Here is a 20,141-nt window from a genome sequence, read left to right as displayed (position 1 = left end):
GTAAAAAAATCCTTTATCAGCAATACCCACAGAGAAGATCTTTAAACGTTTTAATTCAAAATGTCTCTATGGGTATGTAAACAAACATCTCTAGTGACTATTTGCTACAGGTATATTAACTTCTTTTGCCGAGTCTACTAATATTTGAGCCGCTAGATCCAAATCTTCTATGGTATGCTCACTCGTAACACTAATACGCAAACGTGCATCACCCACAGCAATACCAGGATATACAACGGATTGACAATACATTCCTTTGGCTCTCACAGCACGACCGAACTCTAGCGTTTTTTGGTCATCTCCAATCACAATAGGTAATATTGCACTTGCAGAATTTTCCAAATCAAAACCTGCTGATAATAAGTGGCTTCTTAAGTAGTGAATATTACTCCATAACTTACTTAAACGCTGAGGCTCTTTCTCCATAACGTCAATAGAAGCAATTAAGCCTGCGGCAACTGCAGCAGGTATTGTTGCTGCAAAAACATAAGAATTAGAGTAAAAACGCAAGTACTCGATGACATCCTCATCACCACAGATAAAACCACCCACACCTGCAAGTGCTTTACTCATAGTGCCAAGTTCTAAGTCAACTTCTCCTTTCATACCAAAGTGCTCTGTGGTTCCAGAACCTGTTTTACCTAAAACCCCTGTTGAATGGGCATCATCAACTAACACTCTGGCATTATATTTCCTAGCAATCTGCATCAACCTTGGTAAATCAACAATGTCACCATGCATACTAAACACACCGTCTGTAACAATGAGCTTACCCCCCTCATGTTCAGCGTATTTATCAAGCATTTGTTCTAAGTTATCAAGGCTATGTTGATAAATCTTACGCCCTGCGCCTGAAAGCTTACAACCATCCTGAATGCTCATATGGTTAATAGCATCAGTGAAAACAAGATCTTTTGGTCCTGCTAATGCAGAAATACCACCTAAATTAGCAGAATAACCAGATGGATAAACAATACAGGATTCTCGACCTTTTAGTTTAGCCAGTTTGGTTTCTAACTCCTTATGTAGTATATTACTACCTCCGATTAAACGACATCCCGTATTTGTTGCCCCATATTGACGAGCACCCTCACAAATTGCGTCAATAACACTTGGGTGATTAGCCAGCCCCAAATAATTATTTGATGCAAACATCAAAAACTCTCTTCGTTTACCTGTTGTCTCATCATAGATAAGGGCACGGTTTTGGCAACGTGACTCTAATGGCATTCCATACCAATAGAGTTGCTGTCGTTGTTTTTTCTTATAAAATTTACGAAATTCACGTGTTTTGTGAAAAAGATCTTTATGCTCGATAGCCACAAAATCCTTCATGGTTCGAGGATCATTATCTCTTATTTCTTCGTCTTCATTTACATGCGATACTTGATTTATTATTTCTTTTATTGGTGCTAGCTCAAACTCTTTACTTGCCTGTATGTAGTGCAATATTTTTTCAGGCGTATCACAGTCGCTAAGCCTTATTTGATTTGGCATATGAAATTCATGCGTCAACTTATTATACAACTCATTAACATGGTGCTGATTAAAACCTAGCGATGAAAAACTAAATTTAACTTTATTTTCAGTTAATGTGCTATCATCATCAGTCGAAAGCAATTGACTTAGAAAATGTTTCCAACTACTATCATCGTCCTCATGATCACTGTCTATACTTTTTTCCACTTTAGGTTTATTGATAGTTTCTACTTCAACACCATCTTCTTGATTATATTCTTCCAATACAGATTTTTTTTCACTATCAATATTAGTATCAAGGTAATGAATAAGTGCCTCAATGGTTCTGAGATTTTCAGGTAGTTTAAGCCCATCGATAGCTAAGACACTTGGAATATCAGCGAGTATTGATACCAAAGTAACAGAATCAATCCCTAAATCACTTTCAAAATCAACATTAACATCAAGTTGGTCAATCGAGTATCCTGTATGCTTTGCAAACACTGACTGAATCTTCTCAACTAATAACGAATTACCAGCGTTATCATCTTCATGTTTGCTATTCACTGTTTGTGAATCTATCTTTTCAATATTTAATTTTGATGATATAAAATCAAAAATATCATTTAGCGTATTAATGCTATCAGGAACTTTTGACGTAGGTATTCTATACTCTTTTATAATATCCGATAACAATGTCGTTAATGTTATTGAGTCAATGCCATAGTCACTATCAAAATGATTATCTAAGACTATGTCAGACTTTCCATAACCCGTATGACTTGAAAATAGCTCTAGTACTCGTTGCTGTACACCTTCAAAGCTCTCAGCTACACCATGCTCTTCCATAACCACGTCAGACATAACACTTCTCCGTAAGTCCAAATTAATAGGCCTTTTTCTTAGGCTAAAGACCTATCAAGCAACAATTGCTTCCTGTTGTTTTATTATTTTTGAAACAAGTTTAGTAATATGTCGTACCGTAGAAAAGTTGCTGGGCGTTATTTCATTGACAGGGATTTGCACACTTGTTTCCTTTGATAGCATTGCCACTAAATCAAATAATGCACTTGAATCAATAATATTAAACTCAAGAAGTGGCGTATCTAGATCAAAGTCATCTGCATCATCCTCAAGGTAATTTTCCGCAATATAGTGAATCAATTTATTTTCTAACATATCAGCCACCCACCTTTAATTATTTTTTTCTTTTGATTATTTTTTTTCACCAACAAACAGTGTTCTTGGACCTTTAATTGAAAGCACTCTTGTATTAACAAAGCCTGCCTCATTAAAACGTTGTAAATACTCCTGACGCGTTGACTCTACACCTCCATCGGTAGAAACGAGCATGTTAATCGAAAGCAACGTCGTAAATAATGGTCCTGATTCATCATCATTTAATGGAGTTTCACTTGCAATAAATGTTGCACCATTTGGTAATGAGTCATAAATATTTTTTAATATTTTACTCTGAATCGATGGACTATAATCATGAAGCATCCAACCTAAATGAACCAAGTCAAAGTTATTACTTGATAATTTGTCATCAATTATATTTCCAGTAATTACCTCGATATTTTCGCCGCCTTCTGTGACCATAAGACGATCACGCAGGTAACTGGCCGCTTGAGGAAGCTCACAAATTGAAATCTTTAAGTTTGGATAACGTTTAGCCACAGCGACAGGCAATGAACCAATACCGCTACCTATGTCGAGAAAATGCTGATATTGTGAAAAATTAAACTCTTCAACCATTCCATCTATAAAGGGTCTGGCAAAAACGCCAAGGAATTCTTGAAAGTCAACAACATCTTGTGGGTTTTGATAGAGAATATCGAACCAACTTCTTGTATCTCCAAATACCGTGTTCCGCTGATCAGAGTCTTCCTTTATTGCTTTAGCTGTCTGAGCCCAAAGGGGATATAAAAAACTGTCAATATGTCTTGCCAACCATCCTAACCACTCTTTTGAATCACTGATCAAGTAAGATTTTGCACTCTGATTCAGTAAATAGCTATTATTTTCCTTGTTAACCAAACCCATTGCTGTTAAAGCGATCAGCAGACGTTTTCCAGAATCCACAGGAATATTACAACGAGTACAAATATCATCTAACGTTAGCGCTGTATCACTTATTGCATCAAATATTTTTAATTCAAAAGCAGATGTAATGACCTTCGCTTTAAAAAAACCCATCATCTCATCGACAATAGCTTCTTTAGAAAAATCCATTATATTTCTCCTAGTTTAGGAATGTTGACATCTCTTCACACACCATTGAAAAAGATGCTATAAAATAATCTACTTCCTGTTTAGATATCACAAGAGGTGGCTGAATACGTATAACTGTTGAGCTATTCGCCGTTACAAATGTTAAAATTTGATGGTCATTATTTAATTTGGACACAAACCTCATACAAAACATTTCTGCTAGCGACTCTTCCATTTTATCGATCGCAGCGCTGAGATGCTCCCTAACCTCATCAGGGAAAAATCGATAAGTTAAATGCCAGTCACCCGGTAATCGTGTACCAAATTCACGAGCACATGCTTCAATTGCACCTTCAAACTCATTTGCAAACTGGATACCAATCATCAATCCTTGGCCTCGCACTTCTCCAATAAATGGATAATCCTTGGTTACACGTATAAGTTCATTCTTAAAATACTGTCCTAATTTTTCTGCATTATCGTAGAGTTTATTTTGAAATATCCCTTCTAACACTGCTAATCCAGCAACTGCAGCGATATTACATCCACCAAAGGTAGAGGTATGCAATAAAAAGCGTCCAGTGGTACCATAGGCTGCATCCCAGATTTGTCTAGAGCTTAATGTTGCGCCAATGGGTATTAAACCTCCAGATAACGATTTAGCTAAAACCAGTATATCGGGTTTGATGCCTTCCCACTCACAAGCAAACATACGCCCTGTTCGCCCTAAACCCGTTTGAATTTCATCGACAATAAGCAAACAACCAGCATCATTACATAATTGTTGAACACGAGTTAAATACCCTTCTGGTGGAGTATATACACCACCCTCACCTTGTATAGGCTCAACAATAAATGCTGCTACATCACCCGATTCAAGTACATTCTTCAACGCGTCAATATCACCAAAGGGGACTGACTCACAACCAGGTATCAATGGGATAAAATGTTTACGATGCTTTTCCCTGCCTGTGACAGATAACGCACCTAATGTTTTTCCATGATAACTATTTTTGGCATAGATAAATCGTGATTTTCCCGTTGCAGCTTTTGCTAATTTTAATGCTGCTTCAACTGCTTCAGTGCCAGAATTACTGAAAAAAACACGTTCCATGTTTCCTGGTGCAATTTCACAAAGTTTTTCAGCTAATAAAGCTGTTTGTTGTGGTACAGATACATATTGAATAAAATTCGCTGTTGAATTTCCCAAAAAGTCTTGTAATGCTTTTACAACAATATCAGGATTATGACCTAAGTTTAAACAACCATAACCTGAAACCATGTCAAGGAACTTATCACCATTCGTATTTATAAGAGTACAACCTTTAGCGGTATCAAAAACCTGATCACAACGCTGCATATGTAAAAAATCAGCCATCATTGGATTTATATGGTTTCTATATCGCTGTAAAGCTTTTTCACGACGAGAAATTTCACTCTGCTCAATGGTATAATGAGCTGCGCTTGACTCACGATGATAATAACGACGTAAGTTTATTACTCGATCTTTTTCAACTCTCTCACCAAATGATGCAAAAGGATAAGCATGAAAGCCATGTCTCTCAGCAATAGCACCTATTTCAAGTACTTTTTCCTTTTCCAAATAGCGACCAATAGAAAAGCACTCATTACGTTGTTCGAGCGTTAATACTATTGTTTCAGCCAAACACCCATTGATTTGCTGCTTTAATGCAATATTTAATGATTCTCCGCCAAACTTAACCTGTCGAGCAGCAGTGACACAACCCCCTTCTAGTAAAAGCACATCGTTTCTATCAGCACCAGCTCGAATAACATCATGAGGTAAAGCAATATCAACAACAATGGAACCGGCTTGTAAACGTGCTGGATCAATAATTCCTCCAGAGGAAGTTGCTGCTGCAAATAGTTGATTACGTTGATAACAAGCCTCAATATTGCTAACTAAATTGACCTGATCATGATATTTATCAGGAAGATGCTTGAGTAACTCTTCTTTACTTTTTTCTGAACCAGAATGCACCAAATCAAGTTTACAGCCTAAGTCTAGTAGTAGTTTCGACAACGCTAAACAAATCGAACCAGGATAACCAATAATCGCAACTTGTGTGTTTTCAGGGTGTATTTCTAACCAATCAAATATCTGGCAAAATGCTTTGTAGGCTGCATAAGTGGTTAATGAATTACCACTAGTAACAGGAATATTCGACTGATTAGCGGTCTCTATGCCACGTTTTCCAACAATTGAAGTAAAGCCACCTAAACCGACCAGTTCAGCACCTTCTTCATGCAGCTTTTCTATACCATTTAAAACTCGTTTTTGTACTGTACGTGCTGATGACAACATTTCTTCAGCTGTTAATGGTAGATAATGAATTACCCCTTCACAGCTCGCCCCATTTATGGATTTAATTCTACAAAAATCAATAAATGGAATTAGATTTTCACGTTGCCAAATTTCACGATGATAACCTATTTCCAAATCACGAGAAGTTCGCTGTAAGATATCCAACATTTTCACATAACGTTTTAACGAAGTTGAAGTTGGATGAGCAATAAAACCAAATTTCATAGCTTTTCCTTAGCCTATTACTTCAGAAGAAAATACAAGCTTTATGAGCAAATATATCTATTTATATCAATAGCTATAATTTTCAGTATTTTTTATACTGGCTCAAGCTGTTTTTCAACTTTATCTGAATTTATAGTGTCAGCAGTATTCTTCACGCTATCTCGCTGCCACCCTGTAGCCGTGGCTAAACTAATCCCATCACCTTCATTGTTATGTGATACAATAACAGAAAATAAGTTAATGCAATTTTTTTCTTGAAGAGCCGCCCTCAGCATATCGTGATCAAATACATCAATGGTTCTTGACTTAACTTTTAAGCCATATATCTGCTCTTCCCAGTCAGGTGTATTAATGTTAATCAAACGCATCTGTCGTGATGTTCTGTTAAAAAGGATTCTTTCTTGATAAGTATTTATCACAGAATGTCCACCATTCATGAAATAAAATATCGTAATATTCTTATCTAAACACTCTGGATAAGTTAAGGCATTTTCCACAAGGCTTGGCAACACGTCAGGAACGAGCCCTTTTGCTCCATCACCAATAAAGGCAACTAGATGAGTCGGACACGTTGAAGCAAGACTTACAACTGACTGTAACGCATCGCCCATTAAACCACGGCCATACCACCCCGAAAATCCTCTTCGCGTTCTTACAACATTCCGTACTGCAGATATTCCACAACGTCCAACATCATATAATCCAGTATAATCGTAGTTATCTTCAACGATCATTTTCTCAAACAAACTATTTAATCTAGAGAAAAAATAATTAGGAGATATAGGTATTTTAGGTAGTTTACTCACAACATCTGATGAGGTTTCATTCACACATTGAATTGCAGACATTCTTTTATTCTTTAGTTCTACAGACACATCAAGATGAGCATCCACATACCTTAAAAAGGTATACAAATTCATCACTAAAGGATAATCAGTATAAGGTGAAATATGTTCTGCATTATTTGTCAATTGTACAATATTCAATCTCCGCTTTAGCCGACCATCTGAAAATGGTGTTGCAGCCTGATGCAATTTGCTTTTCAAAAAGAATAAACATTGTTCAGATGTTGAGTTCAATTTATCTTTTGTATGTAAAAAGTTATAAACTCTTGGGCTATAACCATATACAGCTAATGTACCGAGATAATTTTTATTGAGTATACCATTGTGATATTTTGATACACTTCCTGGATAATTTAATGAATCAACAAGTGCAATACCAGCTCTTTCTGCTATTGATAATACTAACTCATGCTCATTGTCAGATAGTGGTCCACATTGCCATACAATTTTTTCGGGTCCTCTATTAATAATATCCATAACTTCATCAAGCAGCTGAATCAGTTCAGGCTCAAGAGGTAAATCACTATATTCGTTCTCCACAGCAGGCAACTGTAAATTGATTATACCACTAGCATCTAATACTGCTTGTGTTGCCATAATGACGACTGGCCCTTGATTTGAATTATATAGCTCAATCGCTTTTTTGAAGTCCTCTTCAATACTCTCTGAGTCATCCATAAATATATGCGGAATACGCTTTGCTTTAAGTACATCACGCGTATCCTCGTCTTTAGAAACAGTCCCCTGAAACGCAAACCACTGATTAGGCCTGTTTTCTGCACATACTATAAAACCTTTAGCGCGTGCTTCTCGTAAGTTTGCCAAGGTCCCTTTAAATTCATCGATCATGCCACTCGTGACAACAATTAAAAATGCTTTTTTATAAAGCTGCCAGTTAGCCATAGCACCACATGCCAGACTATGTTCACTTGGGCCGCGTAATAACTTAATACCTGTTCTTTTTGCCTCTATTTCGAGGTGATTAATCAAATTTGAAACGAGCGAACCTGTAAAGTAATAACCATTCCAATTATCTTTTGACGTATCTGTTAAATAACCACATAGTAACTGCCCAAGCGTATTATTTGCGAATCCCTTAATCTCTGGTTTTACTCGTCGATTAACCAACGCCATTTCTATAAAATCCATCCACAAACAAAGGAGCTCAGCTTGTAATATAGCTCTGTTATGTGGAAGACTGCATTCTATAAACTCCATGGGCTGATAACGTATTTTTTTCTTGCAAGGAAGAGTAAATGCAGCCACAGAGAAAGACGAGTAAAATGCAGAAATATTATTTTCATTTAGAATGTTATAGAAACTGGAAACTTCCTCATCAATATCCTTGATAGATAACATTTCATATTTAGGATTAGCATAATCCAAATAAATCATGCCAACCTGAAATAATTCATTGTCACTTATACTTTTTGCAAGACTTACAATTTTTGAGGTTGCTTCACTCAAAGTACTGGCCTGAACAACTCTCATCGATACCCGTTCTTTACGTTTAGTCATAAAACGTATTGCTTTTTCTCTGGCTTCATCATAAACAGGATGATGACTAGGTGTTAACTGTTCAGCACTAATATCTGAGTCAATAGTTACTCGCTGAAAAAGTTCCCCACGTATATCACTTAAAACACTTAATCCTGTTTCAAAGAAATAGCGACTTTCAGTAACTACAACAACCCCGATAGTAATATCCATATCAGCCTCTTCGTAATATCTTTTAATTTTTGCTATTCACTACGAGTTTAAATATCTACCAATTTGTTTATTAAACTGCCAATGCTTTCTCATATTTCTGCTTACTATTGACTACGTTTGTTTGTATTCTTACCTCACCATTATTTCCATCCAAATAAAGGATATCGCCTGTTTTTATGTGTAAACAGGCTACTTTTGTGTTTACAACCGCTGGTATACCAAATTCTCTAGATACAATAGAGCTATGAGACAACATTGATCCAATATCTGCAATAACACCTGCAGCAAGAACAAACAGAGGAGTCCAAGATGCATCTGTAAACTTAGCAACTAAAATTTCTCCTTGTTGAAGAGTAGCTGCTTCTTTATCGAGATCATTGATTACTCTTGCTCGAGCAACAACAATTCCTGGGCTAGCACCAACGCCTTTAATTACATCAATATCCGTTGATGAAGTCTCTACTTTTTTAGTTCGAGGTTTATATCCACCGATAATAGCCATTGGTGGTTCTTCGCTGTTGCGATTAACAAGATAGTCTTTTTTATTTTTTTCTATAAGCTCTCTGGAAAAAGCCTCTTCTGCATTTAGCTTCCCAGAAACGTAATTACGAAACAAATTAAAGTCAATAAAAGGCAATTCATCTTTGGAAACAATATTATCGTTATCCAGTCTACTGAGTACTTCTGTAAGAATCTTTCTATAAAACCATGTTTCAGCGATATAAGTAGGCCTAGTATTCTCTCTGCGCTCAGCCATTTTGGCGTATGTCGCTATAACGAATTTAAACTTGAGCCGAGTAGATAATGGTAATTTTTTTAATAATGACTCTGTATCACTTACTCTTTCTTTATCTACTTCTGCAATTTTTTCTTCCAGTTTTACATCACTGACTAAGTACATCTTGATGACTTTAAGCAAATAACTTGGATCATCATTCCATCGAGGAATACTTAGCTCAAACTCTTGCCGACCTCTTGTTCCATACTTATTCAGGAAAGCTGCAAATTCACTAGTAATAAATTGATTTCCAAGGCTATTACTTGCTAAATTAATCTGTAAATGATCAGCATCTGAATTTACAAAAATAGCACGTAAAGTCGGGTTTGCTTTCACTTGTTCCGTAAGTTGATAAATACCTCTTGTTACTTCAATGGTTCTAAGACTATTCATAGATGCTTTAATCCTATTTTGTAGCCCTTCACCTTTTCCTGCCAACCATTTTTCACACAATTCAGCCAGCAAATCATAAAGCGCAAATGATTGTAAAAAAAATGGCATGTAAGCTTTACATGCTTTTAGAAAATACTTATCAATTCTGCTAAGCTCATCATTTAACTCGGAAAGTGACATAGACTTTAAGTCTAACGTGTAAAATCGATCAATCTCATCTTGACGCATTGTTATCATGTCATTAACAATGCGCTCTGCAGTAAATAAATTATAAATCTGATAGCCAAACCAATATAAGCTACTTTTAATTAATTTCCACCCTGATACGGGCTCACCATAAGGATTAAGATAATGTGTAAAATCTATATCATCAGTGGCATATCGTTTCGTGAATTTCATTAAATCTCTTGTGGGAGGACATTGACTGAGAAGCATAGCAGAAGCTGAAATATTTAAGTAAACTTGTCCTTGAATATATCCCATGTAATGCTGAGAATTCCCAATATCAAAAAGCCCCATCGTTTTAATCGCAGGGCCGTGTATATTATGTTGATAGAATTTACAAAATGAAAGACCTAATGGTGTCATAAGCCCTGTGACAATTTCACCAGTATCCATTCTCGAAAACAATGCATTATCACGAATATAGTGATCAGTTTCATATTCATCTGCAAAATAAGTTATTGTATCAGACAATTTGGAGGTTATTGGCCTTGCTTGTAATATATATAACTCATCATTTTCTATCCCCCACTCTATATCCATTGCCTGATTATAATACTGACTAATTTCAACGACCTGTTTTGCCAGTTTCTTATACTGCTGAACCGATAATACTGGTTTTTTTATATACTCATTATCAACATTAACAATATGAGTTTCCCCATTATCCTTTTTTACACACTTTATTCTTTTTTCACGTACTTCTGATCCAATAAGTTCATAATTACTCTTACTAATGCGATAGCTGTCTGTGATAACTTGCCCTGAAACAACGCCTTCACCAACACCCCAACATGCATCAATAATAATGTAACTTTCATCACCGCTTACTGGATCTTGTGAAAAAGCCACACCAGCACTTTCCGCATCAACCATCTTTTGAATAACGACAGCAATTTTACAGTCATCAATATTTATATCGTGCTTTGCTTGATAAAAAGTGGCTCTCATTGCCCATAAAGACTTCCAACAACGGCGAACACATTCAAGTACCTTTTTTTCGCTATTAACATATAAATATGTCTCATACTGACCTGCATAGGATTGCGATAAGCCATCTTCATTAACAGCTGATGAACGAATAGCCACTTGTCCCTGGCCCATATTTTTGTAGACCTCAAGTATTTCATCTGCCAAGTCTGAAGGTATGTCTGCTTTATCTATTTTCTTTACAATGTCTTCAGCCGTTATCGGTTTTAGAGATTGTTCTTCGATTAAACTTGAAATTCCAGTGCAATTTAAAAAGTACTCATAAGCACCTGTCGTAATACAATGTGCTTCTGGCACTAAAAAACCATTTTTGACCAACTTGTTTAGAGAAACAGCCTTACCGCCAATCTCACTTTTTGACAAATTGTTTTTACCTGTTAAAGCGATCACATACTTCTGGCTGCTCATTGTACTCCAACTCCCTTTTTTTAGTGCCATAAAGGCATTTATTCCTTGCTCATTGTATATACCCTTTATTATGGGTATAGCATCTAGTAATAGTTATTTTATGCAGATGCTGCACTGGCAATATCTTCTGGCTGTTGAGTTTCCAACCACTTTTTGGCCTGTTCTGCAGCTTTAAATCCTGCACTAACAGCACTCTCAAGATTACCTAAACCATTGGTATCCTGATTAGCAAAAAACAGCCCATTTATTGGCATAGATGCTTTGATAAAAACATCATTTTTAAGTTGCCCAACCTTAGGTACAACAAGTCCTTTATTCCACCGCCAAATCTTAATATCTTCAATCAATTCTGGGGCCACTCCAACAGCATTAAGCATTAAAACAGCTTCTTGATAAGTTGATTGCTGTAATTTATCAAAACTGGCTTCTTTTAATTTCCCTTGATCTTTTTCACCAAAAACAGGTTTTAACAACGTTAATACACCAATATCTTTATCAAAAGATTTATCTTTCCAATTAGCCACCAGACAAACTCCACTTCGGCACCAACTGTAAGGTTTTTTATTAATGCTTGCTCCTTCAATCACATAACCGCCAAAATGACTTTTTAATACAGCTTTTTTAAGAAAAATATTGGCTATACAATAATCTCTATGCTCTATTTCTGAAATAGCTTGACGTTGGCTATTTGGAATATTACTAAGAACTTGTTGGGCAACATACTTGGGAGCAGCCCAAATAACCGTTGAAGCTGTCACTTTAAACAACATTTCATCTTGCATATAAACAACTTCATAACCACTACCAATCTCTTCAACTGCAATGACTTTTGCATTAGGTTGGCAATTGCAAGATGGCTGCTCTGAAAGTTTAGTTTTGAGATTTTCACTTAAAAAACCATTCCCCCCAGGAAATGTTACCAATGTACCAAATAAATACCCTAATAAGAAATGTAAACCAACATAAGCAGAAACATCTTTAATAGATAAACATTCAACCCGCAATGTTGTTTCAATTGCATCTTTAACTAACTCTCCAAGCTCCTCATTTGGCTGCAGATCAGCAGGTAATCTTCCTTTTACAGTTGGGTCAAAAAATAAATCATGCAGTGAAATACTGTCAAAAATTTCCATTTCCTGCCTAGACCAATCGCACTCTTCTGTCCATGGTACAGCAGGATATTTACCTGATCCTGGTTTAAACTGTTCTAGATACTTAAATAATTTTGCGAATACAGGATCACCCAATTTCTTAGGAGAGACAATAAAAGGCTTGTTCATTATAGCGCCTTTTATCAAGTCAAAGGTTAATTTATACATTCCTGGGATTAGTAGTGCTTTTGGCTGATTGATTAAAGCCATGCAAACTTCACCCATACCTTTCAATAACCGTTTAGTATCAAATAACACAAGGGATTCTTGATCAGCTGCTTGCCACTGCTGCCATAGTCCTAATTCATGTAATAAACTTGCGACCTCTCCACCTTCAATTGGGTTCTGAAAACAACTTCCAGCACTTGCATAACGTAAACCATCTCTATATTCCAAGCGAGCATTACCACCCAACTTATTTCTTTCATCAAGTAACAGCACTGAATTTGACTTTAACTGCCAGGCAGCACTCAATCCTGAAAGCCCGCCACCAATAATGATTACATCGTAATGTTTTTGATTTTTTATTGGTTCACAATCAAGCGTATTATAATCAGGCTGTGTAACTTCATATTTTTCTGAAGGTAGTTTTTTTATATTATTCGTGCTCATTACCAATCTGCCTTATATACTGTACTTTCATAATTTTAATAACAACTATATGTATACCCTTCACGAATTATTTTTATCCCCCTAGGGTACGGGTTTTGGATATATTTAACCACCAAGAACGATGGGAGTGCAGTTTACGCATAATGAAATAGTGTTTTTAAGTAAGAACAACACTAAAGTTAAAACAGCATCTATCCTGCTTGATATATTTTTTTTAGCTCAGTACTTTTTTGTTTTCTTAGCGCAAACTGTTCTTTTAATACAAATAGAGCGAATATAAAAAATACAGAATCCATAATAATCACTTGCCAATAAGCCTTATGTAAAATTATTACAAAACATATTAGCATTAAAATTTGACCAATAGAGGATGCAATCAAACATCGATTAATGAGTAAAGTAATACCGGCTAAAGATAAGCTAACACCAGCAATAACTGTTATCATTAATTCATGAGCATATAAAAAATTACTAACCTCAGATAAGATGGTACCTTGATTTGCAATAGCTGCATTTTTTAATACAATTCCCACATCTTCAACCTGAGGAAATATTTTAGCAATACCGGCCAAAAGATAGAGAGTCCCAAACAAGTATTTAAAATATTTCATTATGCATAATCCTTTATGTCTACTGACATCCTTCATGATGAATTTTTACCCCTTTATTGCCGTAGAGGGATAAAAGTCTATTGCTTTTGCATATATGGTTTGTGTAATTTTTTGTATAATATATTCACATCTATGATGAGCATATAAGTAAGATTAATATTTGACTTTCACAAATATTAATCTTTACGAGCGCAATCCCATACTTCTCGATATAAACTCTCTTTGAATTTCTGACGTTCCCGAGAAAATCCTTGATGGCAGCGCATCGAGTAACAGACGATCAATACCAAGCTCAGAGCATACACCCAATCCACCAAATATTTGAATCGCATCAAGTCCACATTGAACAGCTGACTCTGATATCCATAATTTGCTTTGAGCAATAGCTTCTTCATAAGGCTTATTGTTGTCATATAGCCATCCCGCTTTATACAACAGTAAGCGTGAAGTTTCTAAGCGTAGCTTAAAGTCCACAAGCTTATTTGAGATAGACTGATTTCGGCCTATTGGTTGATCATACTGTTTTCTTTCTTTACTATACTCAATACTCTGTTGAAGTACTCTTTCCATTGCCCCTACATAAGCTGCAAATAAACAACCTCTTTCCCATATCATAGAGTCATGAAAAATGGGTGAGCCAGCCCCTTCTTCACCTATTCGAAAGTGGCTTGGAATTGAGCATTCATTAAAGTGAACACTACCCCATGGACTCGTTACTAATCCTATTTTAGCTGACTCAGTAGTTATTTCTATGCCAGGCATATCTTTTGGAATTAAAAAAGCACTACTATTAAAATACCCTTGACCTTGCTTGGTTTTTGCATAGACTAGCAGGAGATCTGCAATGGGAGCATTAGTAATAAAACACTTTGATCCATTTAAGATATAATGATCTTTTTCTTTTCTTGCAAAAGATTTCATGCTATACGCATCTGAGCCTGAAGATGGCTCTGTAATTGCGTTTGCAACAATTAATTGCCCTGATGCAATTTTAGCTAAGTATTTATCCCGTTGCTCATCTGTACCATGTCGCCAAATAGGAATAGCACATGCGAACATATGCGCACAAAGAGAAAAAACAAGTCCCATATCTGTGCAACCACGTCCTAATGACTCAATAGCCAGCATTGTGTCTAAAGCCCCTAACGCCGAGCCTCCCCACTGCTCAGGAATAGGTAACCCTGCCAACCCAAACTCAGAGGCTTGTAACCAACCATCACGATTAAACTTATGGGAAACAGGATGGGCGTTTTGTGGTTTAGATAAGACTTCTTTAGCGAAGCTTTCAATATGCTGACAACGTGTTTTTTGCTCTAATGTTAGCGTAAAATCCATATACGAACATTCCTTAGTATTATTTTAATACTACTTAGTACAATCTCATGCAAAGCATTATGCTGCTATCCTCTTACAAAACACTTCCTTGAGGATTTATCTATATTCACCATGAATCAATTTTTTTAGCATGCAACCACTTCGCCTCTCGATCCAGCAAAGCTTTCTAAATTCATCAAACAAATTAGCAAAGTATGATTCTTCGTTTTACCACTATTGATAGTGGGTATATTATCTACGCTAATATACAGCAATGTTATCCATATTTATGTATAAACAATTAATTGTTTGACTAACTTTTGCTCTACTGCTTAGCCAAGTACCTAATACAACGTAGGCATATCAAAATACCTGATATTATACTTACTCTGCTACTCGTGCTGACATATTATGAAATCGCTGATAACACCGCTTGAAGCAAACTAGCCTATAGCAGGCTTGTCTAAAATTACGAATCTAACATGCCCTAATAACATAACACTTTCTCAAAGCAAAAATAAACTGCTATTAGCTTCTTTTGTCAATTAAATTTTATTAAGAAACTTATATTACATATATATTACAATAATTAGTCACCTACACTTGCTGCAGAAGTAATCAGTCACTATTTAAATAATTCCTGTTATTATTATTTTTCCAATTAGAGTATAGAGACATAAATATCTATAAAAGTTCAGTGACTATATACGCGTTGTGTCGTAAGCATAGTGTTTGTTTATTCACCACTCACTAGTTTTAACTCTATATTTCATTATAGGGTTTAGTATGTCTCTTATTATTTTCATACTCTGTAATCGAAGCCTGATTTAATTAATAGTTACTAATATAGTACCTATAGCCTTGCCAAGCAGGTTATACTAAACTAGACATGCATGACGTTAAAATTAAGGTAAAAATACTATATTATGACAACGCTTTAGATATAATTACCCCCATATTATCTTTATCTATAAAGTTATTTAACTTTTTTATAGATCACTGAAATTTTACTTACGCTACCTTCATTCACATCTACTTCTTTTAGGGATATGGCGGGTAGAAACTTATTTTTATTTACAGTGTAAACACTTCCTTGAACTACGTATTTTCCTGGTACTACATTGAATACTGTTGTTTCTGCATGACTAATTGGATACTGATATACTCGTTTTGTTGACTTATCTTTAAGGCTTAATATTGGGCGAGCACCTAAGGGTAACCCTCTCACCTCAATCAAAACAGGCACCATCGTTTTACTTAGTTCAGATTTTGCTACATACTGCAACGAGAATTGATCTACTGCATTGTTATCTGCAGTAAATTCGTAAGGCCTCTTATGGGTTATATTTGGTAAGTATTTAGTACCGTTATAAGTAAAACCATCAGCCCATAACCGATAACGATGCCCCATAATAAGGTTATTCAATACATGATCTTTCCCCCAAACGATACGTTTAGTTTGAGGAAGACCACCTCTCGTTAAATTTTGTAGGTAAATTTTTTTTTGGATATTGGCTGACACTGGTTTTTGCGGCATTGTTATAGTCAAGCGTGTAGTATCTACATAATGCTCATAATCAACCAATAAAGAAGCTGAAGGCGATGAACGTGTAAGAGCCACGTGTTGATCTGTTCCCCCAGGAAAATACTCTAATGAATTGGTATGAATAGAATAATCACCATACGGTAATTGGTCGATAATATGCGTTTGTCCCCAGTCCAGCATAATCTGCTGGTGAAAGCCTTCTTCACCAAAAACTTCAACACTTGGAGACTGACTGACAAATAGCGCTTCTTTAGGAAGTGGTGTTTTTATCAACAGCTGTCCAACTTTCATTTGTGGAGATGGATCTAGCAAAAGTTTAAGAGAAGTTCGTACATCTTCTAACTCAATTCCTAACGGTGGTGCATCAAAACTTAATTGAATGCTAGCGCCAGGCTTTAAAATAGTATGTTCATCTCCAAGTTGAGGTGGCTCAGCGCTATAAGCAAAGGTAAGTGAGTTTCGGTAGCCCTTTGGGTGGCGTTCTGAAACGAATATTTTATTTGTTGGCCAACTGAGTGTGCCAAAGTCACCTTCTACATTTTCTAAATGGAATGGCGTAATAAACTGAATCACCCCATTTCGGAGGTCTATTTCATTAGACGAAGTATTTGTAATAAGGAATGTATACAACAACTGATGAGCAGAGCCAAAGGAAGTATCACTAATTGCTACCAACTGAGTACTAATTTCAGCAGATCCAGATTGAGAAACTAGCGTACCAATATTGCTTTCTGCTGACACACACAGGATACTTTCATGCAATATTATACATAAAGTGATATAGCGCAGAACCCTTTTTAGACTTATATACATTTACACTTATTCTTTTTACCTAGTGACCAATATTCATACTTATTTAAGAACTCCCCTTTTAGGCGCTAACAGTGTTATCACCTCTCTCATGACTCTACTATCAGATCATAATCATTTAGCTATTGAAGGTAATTATATCGCTATGACTTAATTCTCATGTATAATTTATGAACAATTCGCTGATCGCCTTTAGGGCACCTCTAAAATGAACTTTATAAGATATAATGAGAAGCTCTTTCTAAAATAAATATATCTAGAAGAGCCTTAATGACGGTATATGACTTATCTCTCAATATTATATCTCAAGAGCATTCAGTTAACATGTCTTTATAAATAATGCAAGTGAACTATTAAGCCACAAAATAACTCTAAATATTTATGTGATGCACACCTCAAAACACCTAGTTCATCACTTATCATCATCTCCCGCTAAACGTCTCCTTTTTTTAAAATGAATTTTAGTTTTATTAGCTTCAGCGCGAATATAACGATAAGGTTTCTTAGTTATGCGGCCTGTTCTTCTTCGTCTAATTTTTGTGAAGTACTCTTTCAAATCATTTTCAATACGATCACGATCTTCATAAATTTCTAACCGTTTAATTGATATCTCTTTGGGAGCAAACGTTTTAACTTTGACTCGCTGTCTACTCTCGCAAACAGACTCAAATACTATCACTACATCATTTCCAATACATATAGCTTGATCACTACTTAACGTTAAACTCAACATAAAAAGTCCCTTTATGAAATATACATCATTGACAAAAGCATATTAATGATCGTTCACAATGATGAATTAGCGTAAAACCTAAATGAATCCTCTCCAGTACTCGCTTGTTCTATTTATGTACACCACCAAACTGTTTACTTTTTGTTCACTCAATCTATTATAAACAACTATGGTACAGTGCAAATGCGAGTAAATTCACTGGCCTATAAAGTTCAATAACCTATGTAACTAATTCTCAACTAAAACACATAATGGATGGCATATTTTGACCTTTTGATTTATTACCTGAAATTAGTCAAGGATAAAATAAGCAAATATCATCAATATAAAAAACAACTAATCACATGCATTTCATACCAAAGTCAATGCCTTAAGCCCCATAAAATCAGGTATACACGACTTAAATCTATATTGTTAAAATTTCTCTCCATACATTAGTGGCTTATAAATAAAATCATCCATTATATTTTCAACAGAAATAAACTTACTTAATATAGACAGCACAGAATTCGTGTGACCTAATACAAAAACATATACAATACAAACTATCCTTATTTTATGGATAAGTATTTTACTTGCTGTGCTTAACTGCATAGTTATACAAAGAACATCAAGAATGTATATAAATTTACATTTTATATATAAAAGTACACGATTAGCCGTCATTTGTAGCTATTAGGCCACATAAAGTCAGAGGAAGGGAAATAAGACATTTTGGGAAGAAGGAAATAACTAAGAGACTAAGCACATTCCTTTGTGCTTAATTTTTCTCACTAAATATACTCATCAGTATGAGTATATTTACATAGTTTATAAACAGATGTTTTAATGTTCACCTGTTAATGCATAAGTCATTCGGCGACGCTGAGAGAATAATAACGCCCCTAAACCTAATAACATTGCCCCATATGTGCCTGGCTCAGGTACAAATTGAATGGTGGGGGACAACTCTGTTTCACGTGTCCATGTAGTAGAACCTTCTGAAATAGGCTCAGGTGAAACAACCGCTGCTTCATCAATATTGGTATCTAAACGCCACATAATGCTGATGGGTGGTGTAAGATCGAGCGCCCAGATGTCATAGAAAGCATGCTCTCCTGCAATGGGATCAGAGAAATTAAAGAAATCTTCAACAAACGATCCGCATGCTGGATCACACCAACTGTAATCAACAATACCAGTCAACAATACATTTGTGGGTTCAATCATACTTGATGTTAAAGCTAACTCTAATACTTTAGTTTCTGTCCCCATAAAGTCATCAAAAAAGATACTTGCTGTACCATCGGTAAAGACTGCTGCTAACTCATCTGGAATACCACCAGGTCCCACAACAGCATAACCACTGATCGTATAATCAATCGTTAATCCCCAATCGTTATTAAACCCTTCTAATGCAGGACCAACTAAAGCTGCGGCATCATTAGTCTCTAAAGAACCAATATTTGAGTGGCCGGTATCAACTACCTTGTCACCAGTATCAAGTGTTGTGTCATCACCACCAAATATATTGTCATCAATGGTGTAAGTAGATGTGGCAATCACACTAAACAATAGTTTTTCAAAATCATCAGTTCTTGAGTCTGCATCTGTCGCATTGAAACTTGTTCCAACATCAAGAAAAATATCATCGGCATGCGTCATACCGCCGCTTAATGCAGTTAGCGCGCAAGCATAAATCAGTGGTTTTAACTTAGTCATTTTTTTACCCTTTATGGAAGCTCATGCTACCCCAGCCTAATAACAATTACTGTGCCAGAAAGGGCGGTATAAACTAAACCGTTGTCTTACAAGA

At 35.8% G+C, this 20,141-nt stretch carries 12 protein-coding genes; all 12 read right to left on the bottom strand.

Annotation, left to right across the window (positions count from 1 at the left end; all coding sequences use genetic code 11):
* Positions 1-90: 90 nt before the first annotated feature.
* Positions 91-2,322 carry an aminotransferase class I/II-fold pyridoxal phosphate-dependent enzyme gene (locus ACQ96U_RS11580; RefSeq protein ID WP_431721407.1) on the bottom strand — a complete coding sequence of 744 codons (2,232 nt, stop codon included), beginning with the start codon at positions 2,320-2,322 and terminating at the stop codon, positions 91-93.
* Positions 2,323-2,376: 54 nt separating this feature from the next.
* The gene (locus ACQ96U_RS11575) at positions 2,377-2,637 is read right to left on the bottom strand and encodes a phosphopantetheine-binding protein (RefSeq protein WP_431721406.1); all 261 of its coding nucleotides are present in this window, start codon (positions 2,635-2,637) and stop codon (positions 2,377-2,379) included.
* Between the two features lie 36 nt (positions 2,638-2,673).
* Positions 2,674-3,693, bottom strand: coding sequence for a methyltransferase (locus ACQ96U_RS11570; protein ID WP_431721405.1), 1,020 nt, complete (start codon positions 3,691-3,693; stop codon positions 2,674-2,676).
* A 10-nt stretch (positions 3,694-3,703) separates the two neighbouring features.
* Complete coding sequence (locus ACQ96U_RS11565) at positions 3,704-6,223, bottom strand: aminotransferase class III-fold pyridoxal phosphate-dependent enzyme (protein ID WP_431721404.1); 2,520 nt, start codon at positions 6,221-6,223, stop codon at positions 3,704-3,706.
* A 92-nt stretch (positions 6,224-6,315) separates the two neighbouring features.
* Positions 6,316-8,778: a biosynthesis protein PigD gene (locus ACQ96U_RS11560; RefSeq protein ID WP_431721403.1), complete on the bottom strand. Its 2,463-nt coding sequence runs from the start codon at positions 8,776-8,778 to the stop codon at positions 6,316-6,318.
* A 70-nt stretch (positions 8,779-8,848) separates the two neighbouring features.
* Complete coding sequence (locus tag ACQ96U_RS11555; RefSeq protein WP_431721402.1) at positions 8,849-11,599, bottom strand: PEP/pyruvate-binding domain-containing protein; 2,751 nt, start codon at positions 11,597-11,599, stop codon at positions 8,849-8,851.
* A gap of 68 nt (positions 11,600-11,667) precedes the next feature.
* Entirely contained in the window at positions 11,668-13,332 is a 1,665-nt protein-coding gene (locus ACQ96U_RS11550; protein WP_431721401.1) for an FAD-dependent oxidoreductase, read from the bottom strand.
* A 191-nt stretch (positions 13,333-13,523) separates the two neighbouring features.
* Positions 13,524-13,943 carry a DUF6041 domain-containing protein gene (locus ACQ96U_RS11545; RefSeq protein ID WP_431721400.1) on the bottom strand — a complete coding sequence of 140 codons (420 nt, stop codon included), beginning with the start codon at positions 13,941-13,943 and terminating at the stop codon, positions 13,524-13,526.
* 183 nt (positions 13,944-14,126) lie between these two features.
* A complete protein-coding gene (locus tag ACQ96U_RS11540; protein ID WP_431721399.1) occupies positions 14,127-15,278 on the bottom strand; it encodes an acyl-CoA dehydrogenase family protein in 1,152 nt (383 codons plus the stop codon).
* A 955-nt stretch (positions 15,279-16,233) separates the two neighbouring features.
* Positions 16,234-17,544, bottom strand: coding sequence for a hypothetical protein (locus ACQ96U_RS11535; protein ID WP_431721398.1), 1,311 nt, complete (start codon positions 17,542-17,544; stop codon positions 16,234-16,236).
* Positions 17,545-18,025: 481 nt separating this feature from the next.
* A complete protein-coding gene (locus ACQ96U_RS11530) occupies positions 18,026-18,346 on the bottom strand; it encodes a carbon storage regulator (protein WP_431721397.1) in 321 nt (106 codons plus the stop codon).
* 825 nt (positions 18,347-19,171) lie between these two features.
* Positions 19,172-20,047, bottom strand: coding sequence for a PEP-CTERM sorting domain-containing protein (locus ACQ96U_RS11525; protein WP_431721396.1), 876 nt, complete (start codon positions 20,045-20,047; stop codon positions 19,172-19,174).
* Between the last annotated feature and the right edge of the window lie 94 nt (positions 20,048-20,141).

This window comes from Zooshikella sp. RANM57 (assembly GCF_050749885.1).
Taxonomy (GTDB): Bacteria; Pseudomonadota; Gammaproteobacteria; order Pseudomonadales; family Zooshikellaceae; genus Zooshikella.
Note: the sequence above shows the minus strand (reverse complement) of the source record. Positions and strands in the feature narration are given on the sequence as shown.

What these genes read in the sequence shown, in the direction of transcription:
- ACQ96U_RS11580 (WP_431721407.1), bottom strand. Translation starts at nt 2,322, where the DNA reads ATGTCTGACGTGGTTATGGAAGAGCATGGTGTAGCTGAGAGCTTTGAA.
- ACQ96U_RS11575 (WP_431721406.1), bottom strand. Translation starts at nt 2,637, where the DNA reads ATGTTAGAAAATAAATTGATTCACTATATTGCGGAAAATTACCTTGAG.
- ACQ96U_RS11570 (WP_431721405.1), bottom strand. Translation starts at nt 3,693, where the DNA reads ATGGATTTTTCTAAAGAAGCTATTGTCGATGAGATGATGGGTTTTTTT.
- ACQ96U_RS11565 (WP_431721404.1), bottom strand. Translation starts at nt 6,223, where the DNA reads ATGAAATTTGGTTTTATTGCTCATCCAACTTCAACTTCGTTAAAACGT.
- ACQ96U_RS11560 (WP_431721403.1), bottom strand. Translation starts at nt 8,778, where the DNA reads ATGGATATTACTATCGGGGTTGTTGTAGTTACTGAAAGTCGCTATTTC.
- ACQ96U_RS11555 (WP_431721402.1), bottom strand. Translation starts at nt 11,599, where the DNA reads ATGGCACTAAAAAAAGGGAGTTGGAGTACAATGAGCAGCCAGAAGTAT.
- ACQ96U_RS11550 (WP_431721401.1), bottom strand. Translation starts at nt 13,332, where the DNA reads ATGAGCACGAATAATATAAAAAAACTACCTTCAGAAAAATATGAAGTT.
- ACQ96U_RS11545 (WP_431721400.1), bottom strand. Translation starts at nt 13,943, where the DNA reads ATGAAATATTTTAAATACTTGTTTGGGACTCTCTATCTTTTGGCCGGT.
- ACQ96U_RS11540 (WP_431721399.1), bottom strand. Translation starts at nt 15,278, where the DNA reads ATGGATTTTACGCTAACATTAGAGCAAAAAACACGTTGTCAGCATATT.
- ACQ96U_RS11530 (WP_431721397.1), bottom strand. Translation starts at nt 18,346, where the DNA reads ATGTTGAGTTTAACGTTAAGTAGTGATCAAGCTATATGTATTGGAAAT.
- ACQ96U_RS11525 (WP_431721396.1), bottom strand. Translation starts at nt 20,047, where the DNA reads ATGACTAAGTTAAAACCACTGATTTATGCTTGCGCGCTAACTGCATTA.